Source organism: Gimesia benthica (assembly GCF_009720525.1).
GTDB classification, from domain to species: domain Bacteria; phylum Planctomycetota; class Planctomycetia; order Planctomycetales; family Planctomycetaceae; genus Gimesia; species Gimesia benthica.
Window position 1 is genome coordinate 5,357,259 of record NZ_CP043930.1, and the last position, 23,457, is coordinate 5,380,715.

Sequence of the window (23,457 nt, forward strand, 5' to 3'; positions counted from 1 at the left end):
GAAAGCAGGCACATTCTTTCTGGAGAATGATGATGGATAGAATCGCCTTGAGTCTCATCGCCGTTCTGTTGATTGGTTTCGCCATTCTGATGGTAACTCCTCAGGATCAGAAATCAGCCAGCACGCAGACCGTGAAACTCCAGCGGCATACGATCAAACTGGAACGAGTAGAAAATGTACGCGTCACGCCAAACGGGACCCTGCGCTTTTCGCACAATAACGGAATCCACCTCCAGCAGACCCAGTACTTCATCAATCTCTACGCTGGTAATGTGACAGTGGTCCAGGACGCTGAGTTCGCCCGGGATCGAATTCAACTCACCGATACCCTTGTCGGCGGCCTGCAGATTACCCTGTCCCGTTCTCACGCATTGGATTTGGAAGAGTACACCGCCTCCGAAGATGATCTGGTTCACACAATCAGTAAGTCTGTGATTGAAACGTCTGCGGAAAATCGTTGAGCACCTGACGGGTAACGCAGAATTTGTTATTCTTGCACGATGGGTTTAGTGATAGAGCTCTCTAGAGTCGCTTGCAGGCTAATGATGCCTGCTGCAGCTTTTTATACCTGCAATTCACTTCATCCCTTGACCAGGCCCAGCGAACGCAATCCTCGTTTGAGGGGCCGTACCCATTGCGAGATGAAGTAAAACTTGAGTGCCCCTTTGAGATTGTAACGCCAGACCAGTTCTTCCTCATCCAGGAAATAAGCGTCTGAGTGTTTGACGAGTTGTTCGGCCTGTTTTTTTCGGATTTCAAAATAGCCAGCCACAGGATTGTCCGCCTCGAAAGGCTCGATCGCAATTTCCTCCAGCCGCGCCTGGTGTTTCTGATACAGGGCCTCGAACTCGTAGTTGGACCAGGTCGACTGTTCTACCACGCCGGAAATGTCCTGCGACCCAATCTCGTTGGTGGTAGCCAGTACGCGTCCATCGGTTGACTTAGTGAAGAACCAGATCGCTTTGTTCGGTATATTCAGGATCGTGCCACCACTGACAGTGGCGATCGTTGAGCAGTCGGGTGTGGTCCAGAAGTCAAAACGCACTTTATACATCTGGGCTTTGCCAAAATGACAGAGGCAGCCATGATCAAAGCCGAGCCGGAAGGCTTCGCTATTCGCTTTGGTTGCAGCATGGACGGGGGGATATTCCTGACCCGGATCTGGAAAGTAGAAGGGTTGGATCGACTGCTTCTCCCAGAGGCAGACCCCCACGATCATAATGAAAAAGCCACCCAGCAGGATGCCGATTGCGGCCAGCGTTAACAGAAAGTCGTCCATCACCCTCGCTCCCCGGAATGAACCAGTCATTGTTCAGCAACAGCTTATACCGTTGCAGACTGGTATCAAATGAAAAAAGGACATCGAATCAATGATTCGATGTCCTTTTACAGTTTTAACCAAAAAGCGAGGCCGACGGGACTTGAACCCGCAACCCCCGGATCGACAGTCCGGTACTCTAACCAATTGAGCTACGGCCCCTTTCAGGTGGTCGGAAATGATAGGCGATCATTTTGGTGATTGCCACTCATTCGACACAAAATTCGTGAGAATGTTCGAAAATTTTCTCACAAAACTGAAATGCAAACTTTCTGAGTCAGCTTTCAGGTTCGTCTCAATATAACGCGACTTTTGGTGGTCGGCAAGTCTCATGAGAGTCGTATCTTAGGAATCGGAATTCTTACCCGCACGCATCACAAAATCCTGCCGGGAATCGACCAGAATCTGAAAGTTCCAGCCCACCGGAAGGTCAGCCTGTGATAGTTGTGCGGTAAAAATCATTTGCAGCGGCAACGCTGGCCCCGGGGGTCAGCTCGTAACCCGCCTGCAGCAGACAGAGTTCCAGAGCCGAGAGGAACTGCAGCACGTTCGTATTACAGCTGCTTTCGCCCATCAGACCAATCCGCCATGTTTTGCCCTTCATGGGGCCCAGGCCTCCACCGATCTCAATTCCGAACCATTTCAGCAGTTGACCGCGGATGGTCGCATCGTCGATGCCATCCGGAATTTTGACGGCGTTCAGCATCGGTAACTGGTGATCTTCCGCAACGGCGAATTCAACTCCGATCGCCTTCAGACCTGCTTTGAGGGCACAGTGATTGGAGTAATGCCGCGAAAAGCGGTTTTCGAGGCCTTCTTCGAGGACGAGCCGCAGCGCCTGATGCAGGCCGTAATTCATGTTAATCGGTGCAGTATGGTGATAGGCTCGCGAATCTCCCCAGTAAGAACGAACCATCGACATATCCAGGTACCAGCTGGAGACCTTGGTCTTGCGGGCATCCATGGCGGCGACGGCACGTGAGCTGAAGGTCACCGGTGCCAGTCCGGGAGGACAGCTCAGACATTTCTGAGTGCCGCTGTAGGCAGCGTCGATGTTCCATTCATCCACTTTGACGGGCATCCCTCCGAGTGAGGTCACACAGTCGACCAGCAACAGAGCATCGGCTTCGTGGACTGCTTCCGAAATCTCTTTCAGCGGCTGAGCCGCTCCCGTGGATGTTTCCGCATGGACGATTCCCAGGACCTTCGGCTTTTCTTTCTCCAGAACTTCTTTGATCTCTTCGACTGAAAAGACTTCTCCGAACGGGCGTTCGATCTGAACAACTTCAGCTCCAATCCGCCCCGCCACATCCGCCATACGTCCGCCGAAGACGCCGTTGGTGCAGACCACGATCTTGTCGCCCGCTTCGAGCAGGTTCACCACACAGGCTTCCATCCCGGAGCTGCCGGTCCCGCTGACTGCGAGCGTCAGTTCGTTCCGCGTCTGGAAGATTTCCCGCAGCATGTCCTGCACTTCGTCCATGACTTTCAGGAAGTAGGGATCCAGGTGGCCCACAGTCGGTGCGCCCAGTGCGGCCAGCACACTGGCAGAAACATCACTGGGGCCAGGGCCCATCAGAGTGCGACGGGGAGGATGGACGGGAGGATGCTGGTGATGTTCGATACTCATGATTGGTACTCGTTCTGGTTAAATGGAACGCGGTCAGGTCTCTTAACGACGATACTCCAGGTGACTCATTTTTTTCCAGTCACCAGGCGACTTATCTGTTTAAATTCATCGGTGCCTGCCACCTCGCACCATTCAAACAGAATTGATTCAGTGGTAGTAATGCTGGCTCCCGAATTCTCCATCCGCTTGAGGGCAATTTCCCAGTCGAGCTGATTCCGGCTCGCGACTGCATCGACGGGGATTGTCACGCGATATCCCAGCGCGAGCAGATCGAGGGCCGTCTGCTGCACACAGATATGTGCCTCAATGCCGGTCAGCACGACTTTGGTTCTGCTGTCAGCCATGTTGGCAGCAGCGCTCCAGCCCAGACACTCGCTGGCACTGAAATGGAGTTTTTCCTGCGGAGCAGGCAGCATCTCTGCCAGCTCGGGAACCGTCGGTCCCAGCCCCTTGGGATATTGCTCACTGCAGCTTAATGGTATCTCAAACAGCCGGGCTGCCTGGATCAGTTGCTGAATGCGTGCCACCAGTTGATCCCCCTGGGGAATGACGGGCAGCAGTTTTTCCTGAACGTCCACGACGACCAGACGGCATTCCTGATGCGATAGCAGATCGATACTGCGGGGAAAAGAACGGGCTGATTCTGTCATGAACGGACCTGACTGGCGTTAAACAGGCGGAGCAGAAATTGGAAAGCCAGCCGGTAGAAATCCCGACTCCACTTTCGGATCAAGTCCTGCGCTGGTAAAATTCAGAGTTGAAAAGTGTACCCTAACAAAATCCCGATCTGTAGTGAAGCATATGACTCATCAGAAATCGTTCACGTCGATTGTCCCCAGTCAGGTCTGCCTGTCAGTTGTCTTGATGCTGCTGTTAAGTGTCAGTTCTCACGTGGTCATCGCCCAGCAACAACAGCAGCGGAAATCGAAAAAAACCTCAGGTGTCGTGGCCAGTTCAGACCTGGGGGAATTTGGAGACGTTCAGATTTTTAAGCGGAGTAAGGTGATCTTACCGGCAAATCTTTCCGGAACGATGCTGGATCGCGTACATCAGGGCTTTGTTCCCGGCAAGAAATCAATTTGGATGCAGGATCGGCTGGCAGAAATCGAACAGGCCCAGAAGGAGAAGGAAAAGCAAGCGGAAGAAGCAGCACAGATACGCTTGTTGAAACAGTTCGTGGATGAACTCGTGTTGATCACACCAGGCAAGGGGAAGTTTCCGAAATCTTTCAAGATGGGCTCTGAGAATGGAGAGCCATCTGAAAAGCCTGTACATGAAGTGACCTTCACCGAAGATTTCTGGATTTCAAAATACGAAGTTCCTCAGAATCTATATGAAGCCATCATGGGCCGTAATCCGAGTCGCTGGAAAGGCCCCCGCAATTCCGCGGAAATGTTCGACTGGAAGACCGCCAATGTGTTCTGTGATCAGCTGACACTTCAGCTCCGTAAGCATAGACTGATCAGGAAAGATCAAATGATCCGCCTGCCCACCGAAGCAGAGTGGGAATACTGCTGTCGGGCCGGCACCGACACTGCCTACAGCTTCGGAGATCAGGCTCAAAAACCGGGTGAAATGGGAAAAGAAGCCAGTCTACTCGATCCCTATGCCTGGCATACCGGAAATGCAGCCGGCAATGATCCTCCCGTCGGGGCACTCAAACCAAATCCCTGGGGGCTGTACGACATGCACGGCTATCTCTGGGAGTTCGTTGCCGATCCCTGGCACGATGATTATCAGGATGCGCCCACGGATGGCAGCGTGTGGGATACGATGCAAGAGAATCCACACCGCATTGCCCGGGGCGGCGCCTGGACAGATCGCTATGACCGGCTGCGATCCGCTTATCGGGCGAAGATCACACCCGAAACAATCAGTCCTGCACTCGGTTTACGCTGCGTAAAAGCCAGAAATGCAAAAGTGAAAAAATTGGAAAACTAGTCCCTGCGAATTGCAGGGGCACTGCAGCGGTGATACCCTTTTAATTAATTCAGATAGCAGGCAAAGAAGAAAATCGAAGTTTTGCTTCAGGGCAGGTTCCTGCCTGGGTCTGGTCCGGCGGTCCGTATCCATTCGTTTCTGTAATTTTAGAAGTAAGTAATTAGGCGAGAAAGTTGATCTCCCATGAGTTCAGAACAACCTTCAACTGAAGAAATCAAAACCAGCGAAGCGTCTGCAGAAATTCAGGCCTCTTCCGAACAGCAGCAGCCAGCCGAAAGCCAGCCTGCTGAACAGCAGGAAACAGAGTCTGCATCTGCAGGACAGGCTTCCGCTTCAGCAGAACCTGCTGCTGCGGAAAGCGAAGCCGCCAAGCCGGAACGCAAAGTTCAGTTGAATCCAAAAGTGGATCCCGCGCAGTTCAAAGCCATTCCTTCAGCTGGCGCCACACCAAGTGCACCCGTTAAAAAAGACGATGCTGAAGCTCAAGCTGAAGAAGAAGTCGAAGTGACTCAGGAACAGCTCCAGGAAGCAGCCATGATGCAGATTGCAGAATCTGCTAAACCGGTCGATATTCCGGATGACGTCGATGACCTCGGCGATGATCTGGAAGCGGAACTGGCAGCAGCCCTCTCCGGTCAGGGCGCACAGGAACTTCCCAAGTCATACAGCGAAGAAGAAGCTGCCGCAGACGCCGCCGTTGAAAAACCTGCCACAACTTCAGGCAGTTCGGAAGAAGGACTGGCGGAAGGCGATCGACTCAAGGGAATTGTGGAATCGATTAACAACGACGATGTCTTCATCGATCTGGGAAGCCGGGCACTCGGAACTCCCGGCATTGTTCCCCTGCGACAGTTCGGCGATAAAACCCCCGAAATCGGACAGGAAGTCGAAGTCAAAGTCACCGCAGTCAAAGAAGCTGAAGGCCTGATTCAACTCTCCCTGCCTCGCGGACATCACAAACCTGCCGGAGACTGGGATGCTGTCGCCGTCGGACAGGTGGTGGAATGCGTCGTCAACAAATCGAACAAAGGCGGCCTGGAAGTCAATGTCGGCAGCCTGCGAGGATTTTTGCCCGCCAGCCAGGCCGATCTGTATTTCGTGGGCGACCTCGAACCGTTTGTAGGTCAGAAGCTGACCGTGCAGATCACCGAAGTGAATCCCAAGAAACGCAACCTGGTAGTCAGCCGTCGCAAGTATCTCGAATCAGAACGCGAAGAAATTCAGAAGGAACTCTGGGAGAAACTGGCCATTGGTCAGGAGCTGACCGGAACCGTGAAGAATATCAAGGACTACGGTGCTTTCGTCGATCTGGGGGGCATCGATGGCTTCCTGCACATCGGCGAGATCAGCTGGAATCGCATCAAGCATCCCAAAGATGCGCTCAGCGAAATGCAGAAGATCAATGTCAAGATCCTCAAGATTGATAAGGAAAAGAACCGCATCAGTCTGGGCATGAAACAACTCCAGCAGGATCCCTGGCAACTGGCTGAAGATCGCTATGCCACTGGTTCAACAGTTACCGGTAAAGTAACACGTACGACAGATTTTGGTGCTTTCGTCGAACTGGAACCGGGACTCGAAGGGCTCGTTCACATCAGTGAGCTCGACCATCGTCGGGTCAAACGCGTTACCGAAGTGCTGACGACAGGCCAGGAGACGTCCGCGAAAGTGCTGGAAGTCGATCCGAACCGCAAGCGGATCAGCCTTTCACTGAAAGCGTTGACCGAGAAACCGGAAGACGCTGTTGAAGCACGGGCAGAAGAATCACAGCCTGCCTACGAGCGGAAACGCAAAGGTCCGCTGCTGGGAGGCAATGCCGACGAAACTAATTCTGGTTCAGGCGGCGGTGGTGGCCTGTTCGGTAATCCGGATGACTATAAATAAGTCATTCCCGCAAAGTTAAGTCAAATGAAAACGCCGTCTGGTCTTTAATCGAACAGACGGCGTTTTTTGTTTCAAATGACTTCGGCTCGATTTGAAGCGTTGAGTCGATGTCGCTCAGATCACGACTGATTCGAGCAGCATTCGCAGCTTGCGCAGTTCCAGAGCACGATCCACACCATTCAGAAGTGAGGGCAGCAGTTCTACTGACAGGAACTGGTTATAGTTTTGACGCTCCAGCATGCTGATCATTCTGCTGTAGTCAATTTCTCCCAGTCCCACCGGGACCTGTACCTGATCGCTGGTGGAGTCTCGCAGGTGCACATGGCAGACATAGGGGAACACCATGTCGTAGGATGTATTGCTATAGGGACCGCAGGTGTAATAGCTGGGGTCCAGAGTCAGACCCAGGCCTTTGACGGACTGGCAGAGTTCTGTTGCCGTGCGCGGGTCTTCTGTAAGTTGACCGGTTTTGGTTTTGATAGACAGTCTGATACCGTCACGACTGGCGATCTTCAACAGCGCTTTCAGACGATCAATTTCCGAGTTGAAAGGCGTCCCCAGCGGAGAAGCGGGGATTGTGATCTGTGCGATCCGCAGTTGTTTGGCGGCTTTGCACAACGACTGGAAGGCCGTCGGTTCGATATCGTTTTCCAGACAGAAGGCGATCGGCGTTAAGCGGGTCGCTTCCCGGAAACGTGAATAAAAATCCTCTGGCGATCGAGAGACCTCTGATGGTTTCAGGTGATCACTCTCTTCGTCCATCCAGATCTCGATCTTATCGTATTCCAGATCCGTCAGACGTTCACAACTGACTTCAAACGATTCATCTGAAAAACAACGTGATGATGCAGCTACAAACACGCCGAACACTCCCTTGTTGGCAAAGAACAAAGCGAAATGAGCACTCCGTCACTGACGATGGTCTTGCCTGAAAACTCAAACTTGTAAATGACCCAGACTCTCTATCTTCCATAGGGGCTGATAGAGAGTAGGAAACTGTGATAATTTATCCCGGTTTTGACGATTCTGCAAGGTCGATCAGATTTGAATATTACACTGGTTTTCCAATTCTTGGGGATTTTAACTATTGTTTGGCACACGTTGGCCGATAAAAGAAGTAAGTCATTTGCTGGCGCATATCCTGTATCTCTCTCTCAGGTCGCCGGCAGCAGCTTTCGCAGCAGGTAACAAATTGATCATAGACTGAGTGAAAATTGAGTTTCGCTCAAAACAGGAAACCAGGGGGGAAAGGAAGCCAATGAAGCCTCACATGTTATGTAAAATGGCCGCTTGTCTGATTCTGCCACTGTTTGTGGGATGTTCGAATAGTCAGGTCATTCGGGGTCAGTCGGCTGATGGAGAATTCCTGATGCAGCAACAGGCTCAGATGATGCAGCATCAACAGGCAATGCACCAGCAGTACGCCGGCCAGCAGGCTCCAATTCAGCAGATGGGACATCGTCGGCACGGTGGATACTGCCCTCCCGGCTACGGTAATGGCGGCTGGAAAACCGGTCACAAAAATACCTACCATTACAACAAACGCCCTAAACATTACCAGACCTATAAGTACGTTCCACCCGCGGCTGTCTATCCTCAGCAGAACCAGCCACTGGGAATCGTCCAGTATCCTTACTACACCCACAAAGGACCGGATGACTTCTTCCTGAAATAAAAACAGGCTGAACGAAAACCAGAATCATCAGAGCTGATCGAGTGCAAACCCGGTCAGCTCTTTTGCATTTCAGGGGAAATTGGGAATGAACCAGTTTGCCGGTTTGGGATATAATCTGTCTGACGCAGGCTGACTGCTGCATGGAAATGTGAATCCCGGTAACACCAGATTGTGAACAGCTCCGAATATGAATACTGAGAAACCCCAGAGTGCTGATGTTGTAAGAGCAATTGAATCACTGGCCCCGGATGATTACGGCCGGATGGCAATCCCTTGTGAGGTCGACGAAGAGCTACACGAACAGATTAAACGGGCATTGATCTGTGAACCCCGAACTAAACTGCTGCTGAACCAGTTTGGTTTTGACAGCCTCCTGCGGTTTATCGAACGCAAGTCCTCTGAATGTTTGCGTGATCCCGAATTCGACCATTGTCGGCAAGCTGCACAGGCGCTGGAAGTTCTCCTGTTTCAGCCGGACTACGACGAACATGTGGTCGAAGTAGCCCTGGCGCTGATTCAGGATTCCTATCAGCGACTGGAACCACCCCGCGCGGGGTTTGAGCCGGGCGAACTGCCCCTGTTCTGTGCCGCCTGGGATCGTCTGGGATCACAGCCGCATAGCGAAAATCACAGCGCGGAACACCATTTCCGGGTCGGCGAAGACCAGGATGGACCGCGGTATATCTGCTACTGGTAAGCCGGGCCGCTCACTTTTGAGTGAGCGGAATTTCCAGCTGTGAAGGCACCGGTTTTACCGTTTTGCGATGCTTCTCCGCAGCCGCTTTCAGTTCTTTGATAACCTCGGGATGATCCTTGGCGACGTCGTACTTTTCGGAAGGATCATGCTCCAGGTGGTATAGTACCGGCGGATCATGTTCCTTAAACGGTTCCCGGCCGTAAGCGGGTTTGGTGATGAAATGTGCTTTCCACGGTCCTTTGCGGATCGCCATCAGTTTTGTGCCGCGATAATAAACCATTTCATCGCGCGGGCCGGGACCACTCTGCGTCAGAACCGGAGTGAGGTCTACACCATCAACAACGCGATCTGTGGGGACAGCACCACCTGCCAGCTTGATTGAGGTCGTGTAGATGTCCATCGTGCTCCCCTGCTCCTGGGAAACCGTTCCCGCGGGAATATGACCGGGCCACCAGGCCAGTGTCGGCTCACGCATGCCCCCTTCCCAGGTGCTGCCTTTACCATCGCGTAACAGGCCAGCTGAGCCTCCCTGGGCGTCAAAGATGAGCCAGGGCCCGTTGTCGCTGGAAAACCAGACGATCGTATTCTGGTCTAAGCCCTCATCGCGCAGTGTCTGCAGTACCTGACCGACGCTCCAGTCAATCTCCTCGATGACATCGCCATACAGGCCCCGCAGACTTTTGTCTGCAAATGCCGGAGAGCGGAATAGCGGCACATGCGGCATATTGTGGGCCAGGTACAGGAAGAACGGCTGCTTCTGATCCTGTTTGATAAACTTGATCGCTTCTTCGGTATAGCGTTTGGTGATTGTGGTCTGATCGGCGGGTTGTTCGACGATATCCGTGTCCCGCATTAGGGGGACGTTCCAGTATTTGACCTTCGGATCGAGGAAGATCTTTCGACCCATCTTACGGTCAGCAACCCGGTCCATATCGTTGGAATAGGGAATGCCGAAATAGCTGTCAAATCCATTGCTGGTCGGCAGGAACTGAGGCAGATGACCCAGGTGCCATTTACCGACACACGCTGTACGATATCCGGCTGATTTCATCGCTTCTGCCAGTGTGACTTCACTGGCCGGAATGCCGCCCCCTGAATCGGGAAACAGCACTCGGCGTTTATCACTGCACATCCCTGAACGAATGGGATAGCGCCCCGTTAATAAAGCGGCTCGACTGGGAGTACAGACCGGAGCTGCTGAGTAAAACTGGGTGAATTTCATTCCCTCCTCCGCCATCTGATCCAGATGGGGAGTCTTAATTGTAGGGTGCCCGAAGCAGGCCAGATCCCCATATCCCAGGTCATCCGCATAGATCACAACCACATTCGGCTTTGATTCTGCATGGGCAGCATTGATGTGCATGAATGCGGCGAGCAGGGTGAATAGGGGGAATGAAAAGATAAGGTTCATTCGACGACTGAGTGCGCTTCGTGTCATGTAACTGGCTCTCCCGGAAGGGTTTCTGAATGCAAAGTGTAGTAGCGGATTTACTCGATTGTTCACTCCTGAGAGGGAAAGTGCAACCAGAAATCGGGCATTACTTATGTAAAACTTTGCGGGTTATGCCGATAACTCCTTCAGATACTAATACTTCATGTCCGAAATATGAAGAAGGGGTTTCGCGCCTCCCGGTGGAAAATAGCTACAGGCTCACTCATCAGACGCATATACAGAATTGAGGCTGACTCGATATGGAACAGGATCACCAACCAGCGACCATCTCTCCCACAAGCGAGAAAGACTGGAGATCACTGCAGCACCAGGAATTTGTCGAACAGGTCGATCTTTTGATCCGCACCGCTCACATGATCCGCACGGCATTGAATAACAGTTTTGCCCATCTGGAGATTAACGAAGTCCGGTATGCTGCCTTGAAGGTGATTGACGCCATTCGCGAATCCGGCTGCTCCCAGTCGGAACTGGCACGCAAACTGGGCCAGTCTGAATCCAACATCTGCACACTGATCGAGCGGATGGAAAGTGATCAACTGGTCGTACGCCGACAGTCTCAGCAGGATCGTCGAAAACGTGTCCTGCAGGTGACAGAAGAAGGCTATCTGATTCTGGAACGGGTGAAAGAGTACCACGGCAACGTTTCGCAACGTCTGCTGGCCGCACTCACTCCGGATCAGCGCCGTCAATTAACCGGGATGCTACAGACATTACTCAAAGCAGCCCAGGTTCAACGTTCGCAACGGGAAACAGTACGAACCGTTGCCGACTCCCCTTCCCCTTATGCCTTACGTGATATTCCTGCCGCCTGAATGGAAAGAGGAACTTTCCTCTCAGGACCACGGCTTTTGATAAACTCAGTGTCATGGATGCTCTTAAATGAGTCGCGCAAAATTCAATCCCCAATGTGAATCACTCAGAACAGCCCTGGCGGTAGCGCTACTGGCGGGGCTGTCACTGATTCAGGTCGGCTGCTCACCCACATTCTGGGCTGATCAGGCCAATGCGGATTCGTATGAAATTCTGGCAGAAAAAGCCGACGACCCAGCCTGGGAACTTCCCCGCTACGACGTCGAGCCCGATCCGCGTAGTCGTTTCTATGATCCCTATGATCCCAATCACGAACCGCTGCCTCCCGATGACCCTGCCGCCAATGTCTACATGCACTGGTTACAGTGCAAAAAGGGTTACAAAAGCTGGCACAAATTTGGTCGCGCACTCAGTATCGAAAACCCGGACTGGCTCGTGCAGTACGGTATCTCTCCCGAATTAAGTGCAGAAATGGCAGCGGCCGGGAATTCGCTGCCAGGTACGGAACTCCCTGCGCTCGAAGAAGTCACGCTGCAGGAAGCCATCGACATCGCGAACATTAACAGTCGCGAATATCAGTTCCAGATTGAAAACCTCTTCCTGTCTGCTCTCGATCTGACATTCGGGCGATTCCAGTTTGACGTGAAGTATCTGGGAGTCGGAGGACAGAATCCACAGGTCGATCTCAACCGGCGTCGCCTGTCTAACGGAACGCAGGAACTCGACCTCTCCAGTCGCATGGGGGTGAACCAGGTTTTGCCCAGTGGTGCCCAGTGGGCAGTCGAACTGGCAAACAATACGCTCTGGCTGTTCTCTGGATCGAATCAGACCACTTCCGTGAGTGTGCTTTCTTACTCGCTCGTTCAGCCGCTGTTGCTGGGAGCGGGCAGAAAGGTGGTCCTCAACAATCTGACTCAGGATGAACGTAACGTGCTCTATCAGACACGTACCCTGGCTCGCTTCCGAAAAATATTTTTCACCGATACCGTAGGCGGCGGCAATGGCTTCCTGCAATTGCTGCAGCAATTGCAGGTGATCTATAACGAACGTGGTAACATCAAACGACTCGAACGCCAGGTGGAAATTCTTCGCGCCCTGTCATCACAGAAACCCAAAGTGCAGCAGGAACGCCTGGAAGAACTGCCAGAGAACTGGATCATTCCTCCGGCACTCGTTGAGAAAATGGAATATGATGATGAAAGTCGGATGCTTTCCTGGAAAGGAGAGATGAGTGCTGAGGAAGAAAAAATGCTGCTGGCACTCAGTGATGCAGATTCTTATCAGGCAACCGTCAATGAACTCATCTCACGAATTCGAACCGAAGTCGTCACGCTGGATGTTGCTCAGCTGGAAACGCGATTGGCACAATCTGTTAATCGTTTGCGTTCCATCGAACGTCAGTTCCAGGATTCACTGGGCAGCTTCAAAATCTTCATGGGCCTGCCACCCGATATGCCTATGAGTATCGATGAATCACTTCTGAAACCATTCCAGTTGATCGATCCACTCCTGCCGGAAATTGAACAGGAAATTTACGATTACGTCGCGGTCTGGGCGAGTGTCTATGTTGAAGACTGGGAAGATCCCAACTTAGTTCCTCCCACAACAGCAGACATGCTGAAAGTCGTTGATGGTCTGGAGAAACTGATCAAAAAATTGCAGACCGATGCCCTGGTAACTCTCGAACAGGATATCGCGAACATTGACATGCTGCTCGGACAGAATACCGAGGGTGTTTCTGAAGACATTCTGGCACTACGAAAGCGTCGCTTCGAGACTGATGAAGACCGGGTGCGTGTCCGCCAGAGTTCCGCGAATGATATACGCTTGTATTCAGGCGTGCGGAAAGAGATCCGTGAATTGCAGAGTCGCCTGGATGGCCTGAGAGGCTTTCTGAGCGAAGATAATCTTACGAATGACCAGAAAAAGAAAATAATTCTGGAAATGGCCAACCTGCGGGAAGACATGCTCAGAATTTCACAGGGCTTGCAGGTGATTGAGATTGGACTGCGTGTGGAACTCATTACTCTGGAACCATTTAACATGGATATTGAGGAAGCGGTTCGCATCGGTCTGGATAACCGTCTGGACCTGATGAATGAGCGTGCTTTCGTGATGGATACCAGAAGATTGATGGAAGTGCGGTCTAATGAGCTCGAAGCGGTGTTAAATGTTGTAGTCGATGGAGACGTAAGTACTCCGCTCGGTAAAAACCGGCCTCTGGACTTCCGCGGTAGTCAGGCCAGTTTGCGGGCAGGGGTGGAATTTACGGCTCCATTGTCATTAGTACAGCAGAGAAATGCCTATCGGGAATCTCAAATCAATTACCAGCGACAACGTCGTGCCTTTATGGAGGCCCAGGATAATATCAAGTTTGACATCAGGCGCAGCTGGCGACAGCTGAATGTGTTGCGTCAGAACTTCGAAACATCTCGGGTCCAGATCCGCCTGGCTGCATTACAGTATGACAGTGCGGTGGAGGCTACTTCTGATCCTGCTCAGGCGGGGCGAAACCAGGGGTTAAACCTGTTAAATGCGTTATCATCAGTACTCGATGCACAAAACAGTTTAATCAGTAACTGGGTAAATTATGAACAAAACCGACTTAACATCTATCGAGATATGGGTATTATGGAGATAGATGCCAACGGCATTTGGGAAGATGATTTCTATCAACACCGCGCGGGAACGATAAGACCTACCAATGAGCACCGCCAACTCCCCCCAGAACCAACAGACTCAACAGGAATCACTGGAACAGAAGACATCCAACCAGTCGTCTTCCGACCAGCATCAGAACTCAATGCACTCTCCAAAGAAAACAAAACGACAGCGCAAGCTCCCTAATAAGGGAACGCTTTTCCTCCTCACAATTCTGATCGCGGGAGCTGTGGTACTACTGGTACCTGCAGTCCGCAGACCACTGTTCTCTGCCTTTTCCAGCGGACAGAAAAAGAACACCACGTATATCACCGATCAGGCGACACGCGGTTCATTCCGTGTGTCGGTTACGGAACGCGGTCAGCTCGACAGTCTGAATAACGTGACCCTGTCCAGTAAAGTCAAAGGCTTCACCACCATCATCAGCATTGTTCCGGAAGGAACGATGGTCAAAGCCGGTGAACTGGTGTGTGAACTCGATTCATCCACGCTGGTCGACAAGGAAAAACAGCAGCAGATTCAGGTGACGCAGGCCGAGGCGGAACTCAAACAGGCGGAAGAAAATGTCGCGATTCAAAAGACACAAAACGAAAGTGATGTCTCCGCAGCGCAGCTGGCACTCGATCTGGCGAAGCTCGATCTGGAAAAATTCCAGAAGGGGGAATCGCAGCGCGATCTGAATGTCAAAGAAGGTGCCGTCACCAAAGCACGTGAAGATCTGCAGCGGGCGGAAGAGAACTTCGAGTTTTCCAAACGCATCGCCAAGAAAGGCTATAAGAACCAGAATGATGTGGAAGCCGACCGGATCACCGTGGTCAAGGCCGAGATCGACCTGGAAATCGCCAAAGAAGATCTCAATGTGGAAAAAGAGTACGTTCAGCGGCGAAAAGAGAAAGAACTGATTGCAGACGTTGATGAAAAGAAACTGAATCTGGAACGCGTGAAAAGACAGGGCGTCGCCGCACTGGCCCAGTTCGATGCCCGACTTAAAGCCAGCCAGCTGACTTATGAAGTCGAACGCAGTGAACTGGACCGGATTCGGGAACAGATCGAGGCCTGCAAAATGATCGCTCCTCAGAACGGTCAGGTTGTTTACGCGAATCAGAACAGTGGCCGCCGCGGTAGCGGTGAAGACGTCATCGAAGAAGGGACGGAAGTCCGCGAGCGTCAGGCAATCATTCAACTGCCCGACTTCTCCAAGATGAAAGTCGACGCCCGGATTCACGAATCGAAGATCAGCATGATCGAAGAAGGCCAGGATGTCGATATCCGCGTGGATGCCTTCCCAGAACAACGTTACGCAGGCACTGTAGATCAGGTCTCTTCCGTGCCGATCTCCTCCAACTGGATGCGTCCCGACCTCAAAGAATACAAGGCGACAATTAAAATCGTTCCCAATGGTGCCGACATTTCTAAACTCAAACCGGGCCTCACAGCAGAAATTGAAATCCGTATTGAAGAGCGGGATAACGTGCTGCAGGTTCCCGTACAGTCGGTCATCACCATCGGCGAACAGCGTTATATCTTCGTCCTGACCCCCGGTAACACTCCTGTCCGACGTGAGATTCTGATCGGCCAGGCCAGTGATACCATGATCGAAGTGAAGGACGGCGTAACAGCCGGCGAGGAAGTCATTCTCAATCCGCGAACTCACTTCGCTGATGAGTTGATCGAACTCGAAGAGAAACTGGCAATGGAAAAGAAGAAAGCACAGAAAGAAGGCAGCGCTGCTGGGGCTGCTGCAGCCGGTGCGGGTAAAGGTCCCGCTGCCGGAAAATCGTCAGGTGCTGCAGGAGCCAGCAAGAAACCAGCCGGCGGTGGTCCAGCCAGTGGTGGTTTCCTGCAACGCTTCGACAAAGATTCAGACGGAAAAGTCTCTAAAGAAGAAGCCCCTGATCGTCTTAAGGAACGCTTTGACTCACTTGATACCAACAAGGATGGTTTCCTTGATGCCGGCGAGATCAGCAAGCTGCGTCCCCCCTCTGGTGGTGGCGGAGGTGGTGGACCTCGACCCGGGGGAGATCAGCGATCATGAGGCTGGCTGCTCAAGTTGTCGACCTCACCAAGTTTTATGATCTGGGCTCCGTAGTGGTGAAAGCGTTAAGAGGAGTCTCGACCGATTTTCCCGAAGGTGACTTCGTCGCCATCATGGGATCCTCGGGGAGTGGTAAAAGTACGCTGCTCAACCTGCTGGGTGCACTCGACCGCCCTACCAGCGGACAGTACTTCCTGGGAGGACGCGATGTCTCCACACTGGACGACGATGAACTTTCGCTGATGCGCAACGACATGATCGGCTTCATCTTCCAGTCCTTCAACCTGATTGCTCAGTATACGGTGCTGGAAAATATTGAAGTCCCCCTGCTCTACCGGGCCGGTTATCCCGCCATCGGACGTGAAGAACGCGAGTGGTGCACCGAACTCGCTCGCATGGTCGGGTTGGGAGATCGCCTCGATCACCGACCCTTCCAGCTCTCCGGGGGCAGCAGCAGCGTGTCTCGATTGCCCGGGCACTCGTGAATGACCCGCAGATTGTTCTCGCTGACGAACCCACGGGTAACCTGGATTCCGCCACCGAAGCAGAAATTATGGAGATTCTCCATAATCTGAATGGCCAGGGACGTACCATTATTATGGTGACTCATGAGCCCACAGTCGCCAGACAGGCCAAACGGCAGATCATGATGAAGGATGGTCTCATCGAAAGTGAGACGATTCAGGAACCCGTATTCTCCACCCACTAATCCCACATACCTTCGACCTCGTTTCCAATTACTTCAGGCCGCTCGCATGACCCGTATCATTCGCATTGTCAGACTCGCTATGAAAAGCCTGCTGCTGCATAAGCTGCGGTCCGGCCTGACCATGCTCGGGATTGTGTTCGGCGTCTTCTCTGTGATCGCCATGCTGGCCATTGGAGAAGGTGCCAGTGCCCAGGCGCAGAAACAGGTACTCGAACTGGGGGCAACCAACGTCATCGTCCGCAGTATCAAACCACCGGACGAAGTCGCACAGACATCCAGCAGCGCCCGTGTTCTGCAATATGGCCTGTTGCGATCTGATTACAAAATTCTGACAGAAACCCTGCCCACGATTGTCAACGCAGCCCCCATCCGGGAAGTCGATCGGGAAGTTCGTTATCTCAAGGAAGCCATGAATGCCCGCGTCGTAGGTTGCACCGCTGACTATATGGCGATGAATCATCTCGACCTGGCTGCAGGTCGTTTTCTGACCGCCAGTGATCAGAACAAACTGCTCAATGTCGCAGTGGTTGCCAACGAAGTTGCTAACAAACTCTTCAAGTATGAAAACCCGCTTGGACAATCGATTCGCATCGGTCCCATGTTCTACACCGTTGTGGGAGTGACGAAGGACCGCACCGCTTCTGCAGCCATCGGAGGCAGCCTCTCCGGGCAGGACTACAACAAAGACGTCTATATCCCCATCAAAACGCTGCAGGCGCGTGAAGGCGACCTCGATATCAAACGGCAGGCAGGGAGTATGACGGCCGAGCATATCGAATTGAATCAGATCACACTGCGTGTAAATGACAAAGACACGGTTCTTCCCACCGCGCAGGCGATTCGGGAAACGCTGGAGCAGTCACATCCCCGCAATAAAGATTATGCGGTTGTCGTACCGCTGGAACTGCTCAAGCAGGCAGAACAGATTCGTATGATCTTTAACGTCGTGCTCGGGTCTATTGCCGCCATCAGTCTGGTGGTGGGCGGCATCGGTATTATGAATATCATGCTGGCCACCGTGACCGAACGCACCCGTGAAATTGGTGTCCGCCGTGCACTGGGAGCCCGTCAACGAGACATCATCGAACAGTTCCTCACCGAGACGATCGTACTTGCAGGATCAGGCGGTCTGATTGGCGTTGCATTTGGTCTGCTGACCCCCGTCACCTTTCTGGGCATCCAGTGGTTCGTGCAGAACTTCGTGATGGAAGGAGGCACTGCAGGTTCGGATGTGGGCCGCATGTTCTTCGACCTGCAGCCACAGATCGCCTTCTGGAGTCTGCCGGTTGCCTTTGGTATCTCGGTGACTATCGGAATTCTCTCGGGAATTTACCCTGCAATCTCCGCTGCCAAACTCGATCCGATCGAAGCACTCCGTCACGAGTAATTCGGTGTCCTGGTCGCAACATAATCCGTGTCAGTGGGTTATGATCAATAAGCGAATCTGGATTGGTCCGTGAAATTTGTGAGCTGGGCTGTTCCCCTCACTGTCTGGGTCTCTACAATAAGAGAGTGCGCCTCGCGCAAGCTGATATCAGAATTGATAGACCCACCTCATAGACGCCAACCTAAACAGGAGAATCAGGCATGCCAGGAAAGCAGGCTTTTCTGAAACAATTCTACCTCCTCACCGTACTTCTTGTAGCATGGATGACTGTCTGCGGATCAGGATTGTCGGCAGTCCACGCAGATGAGAAGTCGCCCGCCCCAGCCAAAAAACAGACAGAAGAAAAAACAGATACAGAGTCCGGGCCGGTAATGAAGAATCCGTTCCCGAATCGTCCGCCGGCACCCAGCCTCGACGGCGGTACGGAATGGTTGAATTCTGCTGGTGAGATCACCCTCAAAGATCTGCGGGGAAAAGTCGTTCTCATCGACTTCTGGACCTACTGCTGCATCAACTGCATGCACGTTCTGCCCGATCTGGCTTACCTGGAAAAGAAATATCCGAACGAACTGGTCGTTATCGGCTGTCATTCTGCAAAATTCGATAACGAAAAAGAGACCGATAACATCCGCCGGGCCATTCAGCGTTATGAAATCAAGCATCCTGTGATCAATGATTCCAATATGACCGTCTGGCGCAAGTATGGCGTGCGTGCCTGGCCTTCGATGGTACTCATTGATCCGGAAGGTAATTACTGCGGTCACATTTCAGGAGAAGGTAATCGCGAACTGCTCGACAAAGTTCTGGAGCAGGTCATAGCCTATCATCGTGCCAAGGGAACGCTCGATGAAACTCCCGTGCACTTCGAACTGGAATCGACCAAGCTGAAACCGACGCCTCTGAAATTCCCAGGCAAACTGCTGGCTGACGAAGCGCACAACAGACTCTTTATCTCAGACAGTAATCACAACCGCATTGTCGTCTCTTCCCTCGATGGGAAACTGCTGGATGTGATCGGTTCCGGCCAGATCGGCAATAAAGACGGTGATTATAAAACCGCGGCCTTTGATCATCCCCAGGGCATGGCACTCGTCGGCAATACTCTCTATGTCGCCGATACCGAAAATCACCTGCTTCGCAAAATTGATCTCGATCAAAAACAGGTATCGACTCTGGCGGGCACCGGGGAACAGGCCCGTACCCGTAAGCCCGGTGGTAAACTGCGAACGACCGCGCTCAACAGTCCCTGGGCACTGGCCGAGATTGATGGCACGCTCTATATCTGTATGGCGGGCCCGCATCAGATCTGGTCGCACAAACTCGGCTCAGATGAAATCGGCGTCTACGCCGGCTCTGGTCGAGAAGATATCACCAACGGCCCTCTCGATACGTCTGCTTTTGCACAGACATCAGGTATCGCCGTTGATGGAGACATCTTCTATGTCGTCGACAGTGAAGGCTCTGCAGTACGCAAAGTGGACACAAAGCAGGGGACCGTCAGTACCATCGCCGGAACTTCCGACCTGGAACGTGGTCGTTCCCTGTTTGAGTTCGGGGACAAGGATGGCATCGGCGATAAGGCCCGTCTGCAGCATCCCCTGGGAGTTCTGTTTGATAACGGTCGCTTGTTTATTGCAGATACTTACAATCACAAATTGAAGACCATCGATCTCAAGACGAATGAAGTCAAAACATTTCTGGGAACCGGCAAAGATGGCAAGAGTCTGAAGCCTGCCGAATTTTCTGAACCGTCAGGCCTGGCCAAAGTCGGAAACCGTCTGTTCGTTGCAGATACTAACAATCACCGGATCTGTGTTGTCAATCTTGATAATGATCAGGTCAGTGAATTCAAAGTGCAGGGACTGACGCCTCCGGAATTACCAAAGACTTCTGGAGACAACTTTGCAGCCACATCGGCAGCTGCGCTCAACGCCTCCGCACAAACCGTCGCGGCAGGAAAGCCTATCAAGGTGACTGTCACTCCTAAACTCCCCACAGATTATAAACTTTCTCCATTGGCCCCCATTAAGTTTTCCTTGAAAGCGGCAGATGCTTCCGGAAAAACAGTCGTCTCAGGGAAGGGGACCGTCAAAGGAGATCAACTGGTTCTGGAGCTTCCGGCTCTGAATGCTGCCTCTGGAGCTTATCTACTGAATCTGCGCTTCGGCTACTGTCGCGATGGCGTAGGGGGCTTATGCAAACAGCATTCGACGCAGTGGAAGCTTCCGCTGCAGATACAGCAGGCAGGTAAAAACAGCCAGATCAGTCTCTCGCTGGATCTCTCCCAGGATTAAAGATCTGCAATTTTAAGTGACGACTGATAACGGTTGCTGAGCCTGCGTTGTGGCGGATCAGCAACCGTTTTTTATTGAGGGTAGGTGGTATTTCAAAAAAAAACTGTTCGAGTAAAGCTTTTGAATCAACGGAATCTGGACAGCCTCGGGTTGGCATGGGACTTGCATTTCAAAACAGGTGCAGGGATACCGCCCTTGGTCCGAGCTGTTTTTTTACGACAGACTGCGGTATAAATTCAGAGACTGACAGGAGAAGAATCATGTCTGAACAAGATGAAAATTACCAACTGGCAAAGGAACGGGTCGAGAAGAAAATGGGGTTCGCAATTCACGCCGGAGTCTACGTCCTCGTGAATGCTGGTCTGATCACCTTGAACCTGACTCGCTCTCCCGACAACTACTGGTTTATCTGGCCTCTGGGAGGTTGGGGGATCGGTCTGGTATTTCATGCCTTCAAGGTGTTTGGACCTGCCGGCTCAACAAGCCTGAAAGAGAAGATGATTCAAAAGGAACAGGCCCGACTCAAACAATGAGGTAAGCAGTCACAGAAAGCAGGTATTTAATGACGGCCACTGATCCGATTTGTCACATGCAGGTCGACGAATCGACCGCTCTCAACGCGACCGTGGACGACCAGACCTGGTACTTCTGCAGCCAGGGCTGCCGTGATAAATTTCTGGCGCAACATCAACATGGAGATGCTCCCGCCAAAGAGGAGTGCCACCACGAGCAGCAGTCCGAACCTCCACAGAAATCGGGCTGTTGTCATCATGAAGAGCACGGCGACGGCGATCATCAGCACCACGGGCAGCATCAGAAAGCCTCTGCAGAGGTTCCCGCTGGCACGATCTATTCCTGTCCCATGCACCCGGAGATTGAACAGGAAGGGCCAGGTAGTTGTCCTATCTGTGGCATGGATCTGGAGCCGATCATGCCGCAACAGGAAGACTCGGCTGAAGAGGTTGCCGAATATGAGCTGATGTCCCGCCGCTTCTGGGGTGGTCTGATCCTGGGACTTCCCGTCTTTCTGCTGGCCATGCTCCCCATGCTGGGGGTTCCCGTTCATGATTGGATATCCGCGAAAGCGTCAGGCTGGATCCAGTTTCTGCTCAGTACCCCGGTCGTGTTCTGGGCCGGCTGGCCCCTTTATCAGCGGGCTTATAAATCGATTGTGAGCATGAACCTGAATATGTTCACGCTCATCGGCATCGGAACGGGCACCGCTTACATTTACAGTGTGATCGCATTACTGGCGCCCGGGATCTTCCCCGAGTCGTTTCGACAACATGGCTCGGTCGAATTGTACTTCGAGGCGACCGTAGTGATTACGGTTCTCGTACTGCTGGGACAGATGCTGGAACTGCGGGCACGGAAACGCACAAATTCCGCGATCCGGGAACTGCTGGCTCTCGCACCTCCCACCGCGCATCTGATCGTCGATGGTGAGGAACGGGATATCCCCCTGGAAGAAGTCGAAGCGGGAAATCTGCTTCGCGTACGTCCCGGCGAAAAGGTGCCCGTGGATGGCGTCGTCGAAGAAGGTAAGAGCCTGATCGATGAATCAATGATTACTGGCGAACCGGTTCCCGTCTCGAAGGAGCAGGGGGCCGATGTCATCGGGGGAACGGTGAACCAGACTGGATCCTTTCTGATGAAAGCCGAAAAAGTGGGCGGGGAGACTCTGCTCTCACAGATCATTCAGATGGTCTCCACTGCGCAGCGCAGTCGGGCTCCCATTCAACGGGTCGTTGATTCCGTCGCTGCGGTCTTCGTACCGGTGGTGCTGGGTACGGCAGTTGTTACTTTTCTGCTCTGGAACTGGCTGGGACCTGAACCCAGGCTGGCGTATGCGCTCATTAACGCTGTGGCTGTGTTGATCATCGCCTGTCCGTGTGCACTGGGGTTGGCAACTCCAATGTCGATCATGGTAGGCGTCGGCCGTGGGGCGAAGCAGGGGATTCTGATCAAAAATGCAGAAGTTTTGGAGACACTTCAGAAAGTCGATACTATCGTGGTCGATAAAACAGGGACATTGACCGAAGGCCAGCCACGCTTAACTCAATGTGTGCCCGCGGGAGATCTGAGCGAAGATGAGTTGTTAAAGTGGTCCGCCGCCGTGGAACAGCATAGCGAACATCCTCTTTCGCAGGCCGTAGTGCAGGCTGCGAAAGAGCGAGAGATTCAGCTCGATGAAGTTCAGGAATTCGATTCCGTAACGGGAGCCGGCGTAAAAGGCGACGTCCAGGGGAAGCTTGTGTTGATTGGTAGTGCCGCGATGCTGGAAGACAATTCTATTAGTATCGATGACGCTTTGATGTCGCAGGCGAACGAACTCCGCGAGCAGGGGCAGGGGGTTATCTTTGTTGCCATTGATGGTACGTTTGCTGGCTTTCTTTCGGTCTCAGACCCGATCAAGGAAACCACCGAACCAGCGATTCGCAAGCTGCATGAACTCGGACTTTCGATTGTGATGGTCACCGGTGACAACGAGAAGACCGCCCGGGCAGTCGCCCGACAATTGAACATCGACGATGTCGAAGCCGGCGTCAAACCGCAGGACAAGTATGAAAAGATCAAAGCCCTGCGCGAAAAAGGTCACAAAGTCGCGATGGCCGGTGACGGAATCAACGATGCACCGGCACTCGCGGAAGCCGATGTGGGGATCGCCATGGGAACCGGCACCGATGTCGCCATCGAAAGTGCCGAGGTGACCCTGGTCAAAGGCGATCTGCGGGGCGTGGTCGATGCCATCGATCTGAGTCGGCTCGTGATGCGGAACATTCATCAGAACCTGGTCTTCGCCTTCGGCTACAATGCGCTCGGTATTCCGATTGCCGCAGGGATCCTGGTTCCCTTCTTCGGTATCCACGCACTGCTCAGTCCGATGATTGCGGCTGCCGCGATGAGCTTCAGTTCGATCTCCGTGATCAGTAACGCACTCCGACTGCGTGCCCGGCGCTGAT

General features: G+C 52.7%; 17 protein-coding genes, 1 tRNA gene and 1 pseudogene. 13 read left to right on the forward strand and 6 right to left on the reverse strand.

What is annotated here, in order from left to right:
* Window positions 1–32 precede the first annotated feature (32 nt).
* On the forward strand, window positions 33–461 hold the full coding sequence (locus F1728_RS20910; RefSeq protein WP_155365707.1) for a hypothetical protein: 429 nt from the start codon (window positions 33–35) through the stop codon (window positions 459–461).
* A 119-nt stretch (window positions 462–580) separates the two neighbouring features.
* Here F1728_RS20910 and F1728_RS20915 read toward each other — a convergent pair whose 3' ends face one another.
* The 4 genes from F1728_RS20915 to F1728_RS20930 form a co-directional block, all read right to left on the reverse strand.
* Window positions 581–1,279 (reverse strand): hypothetical protein, encoded by a 699-nt coding sequence (locus F1728_RS20915; RefSeq protein ID WP_155365708.1) that lies wholly within the window; start codon window positions 1,277–1,279, stop codon window positions 581–583.
* 127 nt (window positions 1,280–1,406) lie between these two features.
* A tRNA-Asp gene (locus F1728_RS20920) sits at window positions 1,407–1,480 on the reverse strand.
* Window positions 1,481–1,748: 268 nt separating this feature from the next.
* Complete coding sequence (locus F1728_RS20925) at window positions 1,749–2,948, reverse strand: pyridoxal-phosphate-dependent aminotransferase family protein (protein ID WP_145043255.1); 1,200 nt, start codon at window positions 2,946–2,948, stop codon at window positions 1,749–1,751.
* Window positions 2,949–3,013: 65 nt separating this feature from the next.
* Complete coding sequence (locus tag F1728_RS20930; RefSeq protein ID WP_155365709.1) at window positions 3,014–3,598, reverse strand: hydrolase; 585 nt, start codon at window positions 3,596–3,598, stop codon at window positions 3,014–3,016.
* Window positions 3,599–3,749: 151 nt separating this feature from the next.
* Here F1728_RS20930 and F1728_RS20935 point away from each other — a divergent pair, with 151 nt between their 5' ends.
* Window positions 3,750–4,889 (forward strand): formylglycine-generating enzyme family protein, encoded by a 1,140-nt coding sequence (locus F1728_RS20935; protein ID WP_228030265.1) that lies wholly within the window; start codon window positions 3,750–3,752, stop codon window positions 4,887–4,889.
* Window positions 4,890–5,072: 183 nt separating this feature from the next.
* Window positions 5,073–6,773 (forward strand): 30S ribosomal protein S1, encoded by a 1,701-nt coding sequence (locus tag F1728_RS20940; protein WP_155365710.1) that lies wholly within the window; start codon window positions 5,073–5,075, stop codon window positions 6,771–6,773.
* A 114-nt stretch (window positions 6,774–6,887) separates the two neighbouring features.
* Here the strand turns inward: F1728_RS20940 and F1728_RS20945 are convergent, their stop codons facing one another.
* A complete protein-coding gene (locus F1728_RS20945; protein WP_228030266.1) occupies window positions 6,888–7,634 on the reverse strand; it encodes a sugar phosphate isomerase/epimerase family protein in 747 nt (248 codons plus the stop codon).
* 409 nt (window positions 7,635–8,043) lie between these two features.
* On the opposite strand from F1728_RS20945, the gene F1728_RS20950 reads away from it, so the two are divergent.
* Together F1728_RS20950 and F1728_RS20955 are read left to right on the forward strand one after the other, a co-directional pair.
* A complete protein-coding gene (locus F1728_RS20950; protein ID WP_145043247.1) occupies window positions 8,044–8,448 on the forward strand; it encodes a hypothetical protein in 405 nt (134 codons plus the stop codon).
* A 187-nt stretch (window positions 8,449–8,635) separates the two neighbouring features.
* A complete protein-coding gene (locus tag F1728_RS20955) occupies window positions 8,636–9,145 on the forward strand; it encodes a hypothetical protein (protein ID WP_155365712.1) in 510 nt (169 codons plus the stop codon).
* Window positions 9,146–9,155: 10 nt separating this feature from the next.
* On the opposite strand, the gene F1728_RS20960 is transcribed toward F1728_RS20955, so the two are convergent.
* Window positions 9,156–10,583, reverse strand: coding sequence for a sulfatase family protein (locus tag F1728_RS20960; protein WP_155365713.1), 1,428 nt, complete (start codon window positions 10,581–10,583; stop codon window positions 9,156–9,158).
* 254 nt (window positions 10,584–10,837) lie between these two features.
* Between F1728_RS20960 and F1728_RS20965 the strand changes: the two genes are divergently transcribed.
* From F1728_RS20965 to F1728_RS21000, 8 genes and pseudogenes are all read left to right on the forward strand, one after another.
* Window positions 10,838–11,410 carry a MarR family winged helix-turn-helix transcriptional regulator gene (locus tag F1728_RS20965; RefSeq protein ID WP_155365714.1) on the forward strand — a complete coding sequence of 191 codons (573 nt, stop codon included), beginning with the start codon at window positions 10,838–10,840 and terminating at the stop codon, window positions 11,408–11,410.
* A gap of 67 nt (window positions 11,411–11,477) precedes the next feature.
* Complete coding sequence (locus F1728_RS20970; protein ID WP_155365715.1) at window positions 11,478–14,255, forward strand: TolC family protein; 2,778 nt, start codon at window positions 11,478–11,480, stop codon at window positions 14,253–14,255.
* A complete protein-coding gene (locus tag F1728_RS20975; RefSeq protein ID WP_194242460.1) occupies window positions 14,212–16,104 on the forward strand; it encodes an efflux RND transporter periplasmic adaptor subunit in 1,893 nt (630 codons plus the stop codon). Before F1728_RS20970 ends, F1728_RS20975 begins: the two co-directional genes overlap by 44 nt.
* Window positions 16,101–16,813, forward strand: a pseudogene (locus F1728_RS32650) (ABC transporter ATP-binding protein). The gene F1728_RS20975 and the pseudogene F1728_RS32650 overlap by 4 nt, the downstream one beginning before the upstream one ends.
* 46 nt (window positions 16,814–16,859) lie before the next feature.
* Window positions 16,860–18,200, forward strand: a complete 1,341-nt coding sequence (locus F1728_RS20985) for an ABC transporter permease (RefSeq protein ID WP_155365717.1) — start codon at window positions 16,860–16,862, stop codon at window positions 18,198–18,200.
* Between the two features lie 371 nt (window positions 18,201–18,571).
* Entirely contained in the window at window positions 18,572–20,494 is a 1,923-nt protein-coding gene (locus tag F1728_RS20990) for a thioredoxin-like domain-containing protein (RefSeq protein WP_228030267.1), read from the forward strand.
* Between the two features lie 260 nt (window positions 20,495–20,754).
* The gene (locus F1728_RS20995) at window positions 20,755–21,027 is read left to right on the forward strand and encodes a 2TM domain-containing protein (protein ID WP_145043232.1); all 273 of its coding nucleotides are present in this window, start codon (window positions 20,755–20,757) and stop codon (window positions 21,025–21,027) included.
* Window positions 21,028–21,056: 29 nt separating this feature from the next.
* Window positions 21,057–23,456 carry a heavy metal translocating P-type ATPase gene (locus F1728_RS21000; RefSeq protein WP_155365718.1) on the forward strand — a complete coding sequence of 800 codons (2,400 nt, stop codon included), beginning with the start codon at window positions 21,057–21,059 and terminating at the stop codon, window positions 23,454–23,456.
* The last annotated feature ends 1 nt before the right edge of the window (window position 23,457 follow it).

Bases quoted from the DNA above. Each gene is read 5' to 3' on its own strand.
- F1728_RS20975 (WP_194242460.1), top strand. From the start codon at position 14,212: ATGCACTCTCCAAAGAAAACAAAACGACAGCGCAAGCTCCCTAATAAG.
- F1728_RS20935 (WP_228030265.1), top strand. From the start codon at position 3,750: ATGACTCATCAGAAATCGTTCACGTCGATTGTCCCCAGTCAGGTCTGC.
- F1728_RS20960 (WP_155365713.1), bottom strand. From the start codon at position 10,583: ATGACACGAAGCGCACTCAGTCGTCGAATGAACCTTATCTTTTCATTC.
- F1728_RS20910 (WP_155365707.1), top strand. From the start codon at position 33: ATGGATAGAATCGCCTTGAGTCTCATCGCCGTTCTGTTGATTGGTTTC.
- F1728_RS20995 (WP_145043232.1), top strand. From the start codon at position 20,755: ATGTCTGAACAAGATGAAAATTACCAACTGGCAAAGGAACGGGTCGAG.
- F1728_RS21000 (WP_155365718.1), top strand. From the start codon at position 21,057: ATGACGGCCACTGATCCGATTTGTCACATGCAGGTCGACGAATCGACC.
- F1728_RS20940 (WP_155365710.1), top strand. From the start codon at position 5,073: ATGAGTTCAGAACAACCTTCAACTGAAGAAATCAAAACCAGCGAAGCG.
- F1728_RS20990 (WP_228030267.1), top strand. From the start codon at position 18,572: ATGAAGAATCCGTTCCCGAATCGTCCGCCGGCACCCAGCCTCGACGGC.
- F1728_RS20965 (WP_155365714.1), top strand. From the start codon at position 10,838: ATGGAACAGGATCACCAACCAGCGACCATCTCTCCCACAAGCGAGAAA.
- F1728_RS20930 (WP_155365709.1), bottom strand. From the start codon at position 3,598: ATGACAGAATCAGCCCGTTCTTTTCCCCGCAGTATCGATCTGCTATCG.
- F1728_RS20950 (WP_145043247.1), top strand. From the start codon at position 8,044: ATGTTATGTAAAATGGCCGCTTGTCTGATTCTGCCACTGTTTGTGGGA.
- F1728_RS20985 (WP_155365717.1), top strand. From the start codon at position 16,860: ATGACCCGTATCATTCGCATTGTCAGACTCGCTATGAAAAGCCTGCTG.
- F1728_RS20925 (WP_145043255.1), bottom strand. From the start codon at position 2,948: ATGAGTATCGAACATCACCAGCATCCTCCCGTCCATCCTCCCCGTCGC.
- F1728_RS20915 (WP_155365708.1), bottom strand. From the start codon at position 1,279: ATGGACGACTTTCTGTTAACGCTGGCCGCAATCGGCATCCTGCTGGGT.
- F1728_RS20955 (WP_155365712.1), top strand. From the start codon at position 8,636: ATGAATACTGAGAAACCCCAGAGTGCTGATGTTGTAAGAGCAATTGAA.
- F1728_RS20970 (WP_155365715.1), top strand. From the start codon at position 11,478: ATGAGTCGCGCAAAATTCAATCCCCAATGTGAATCACTCAGAACAGCC.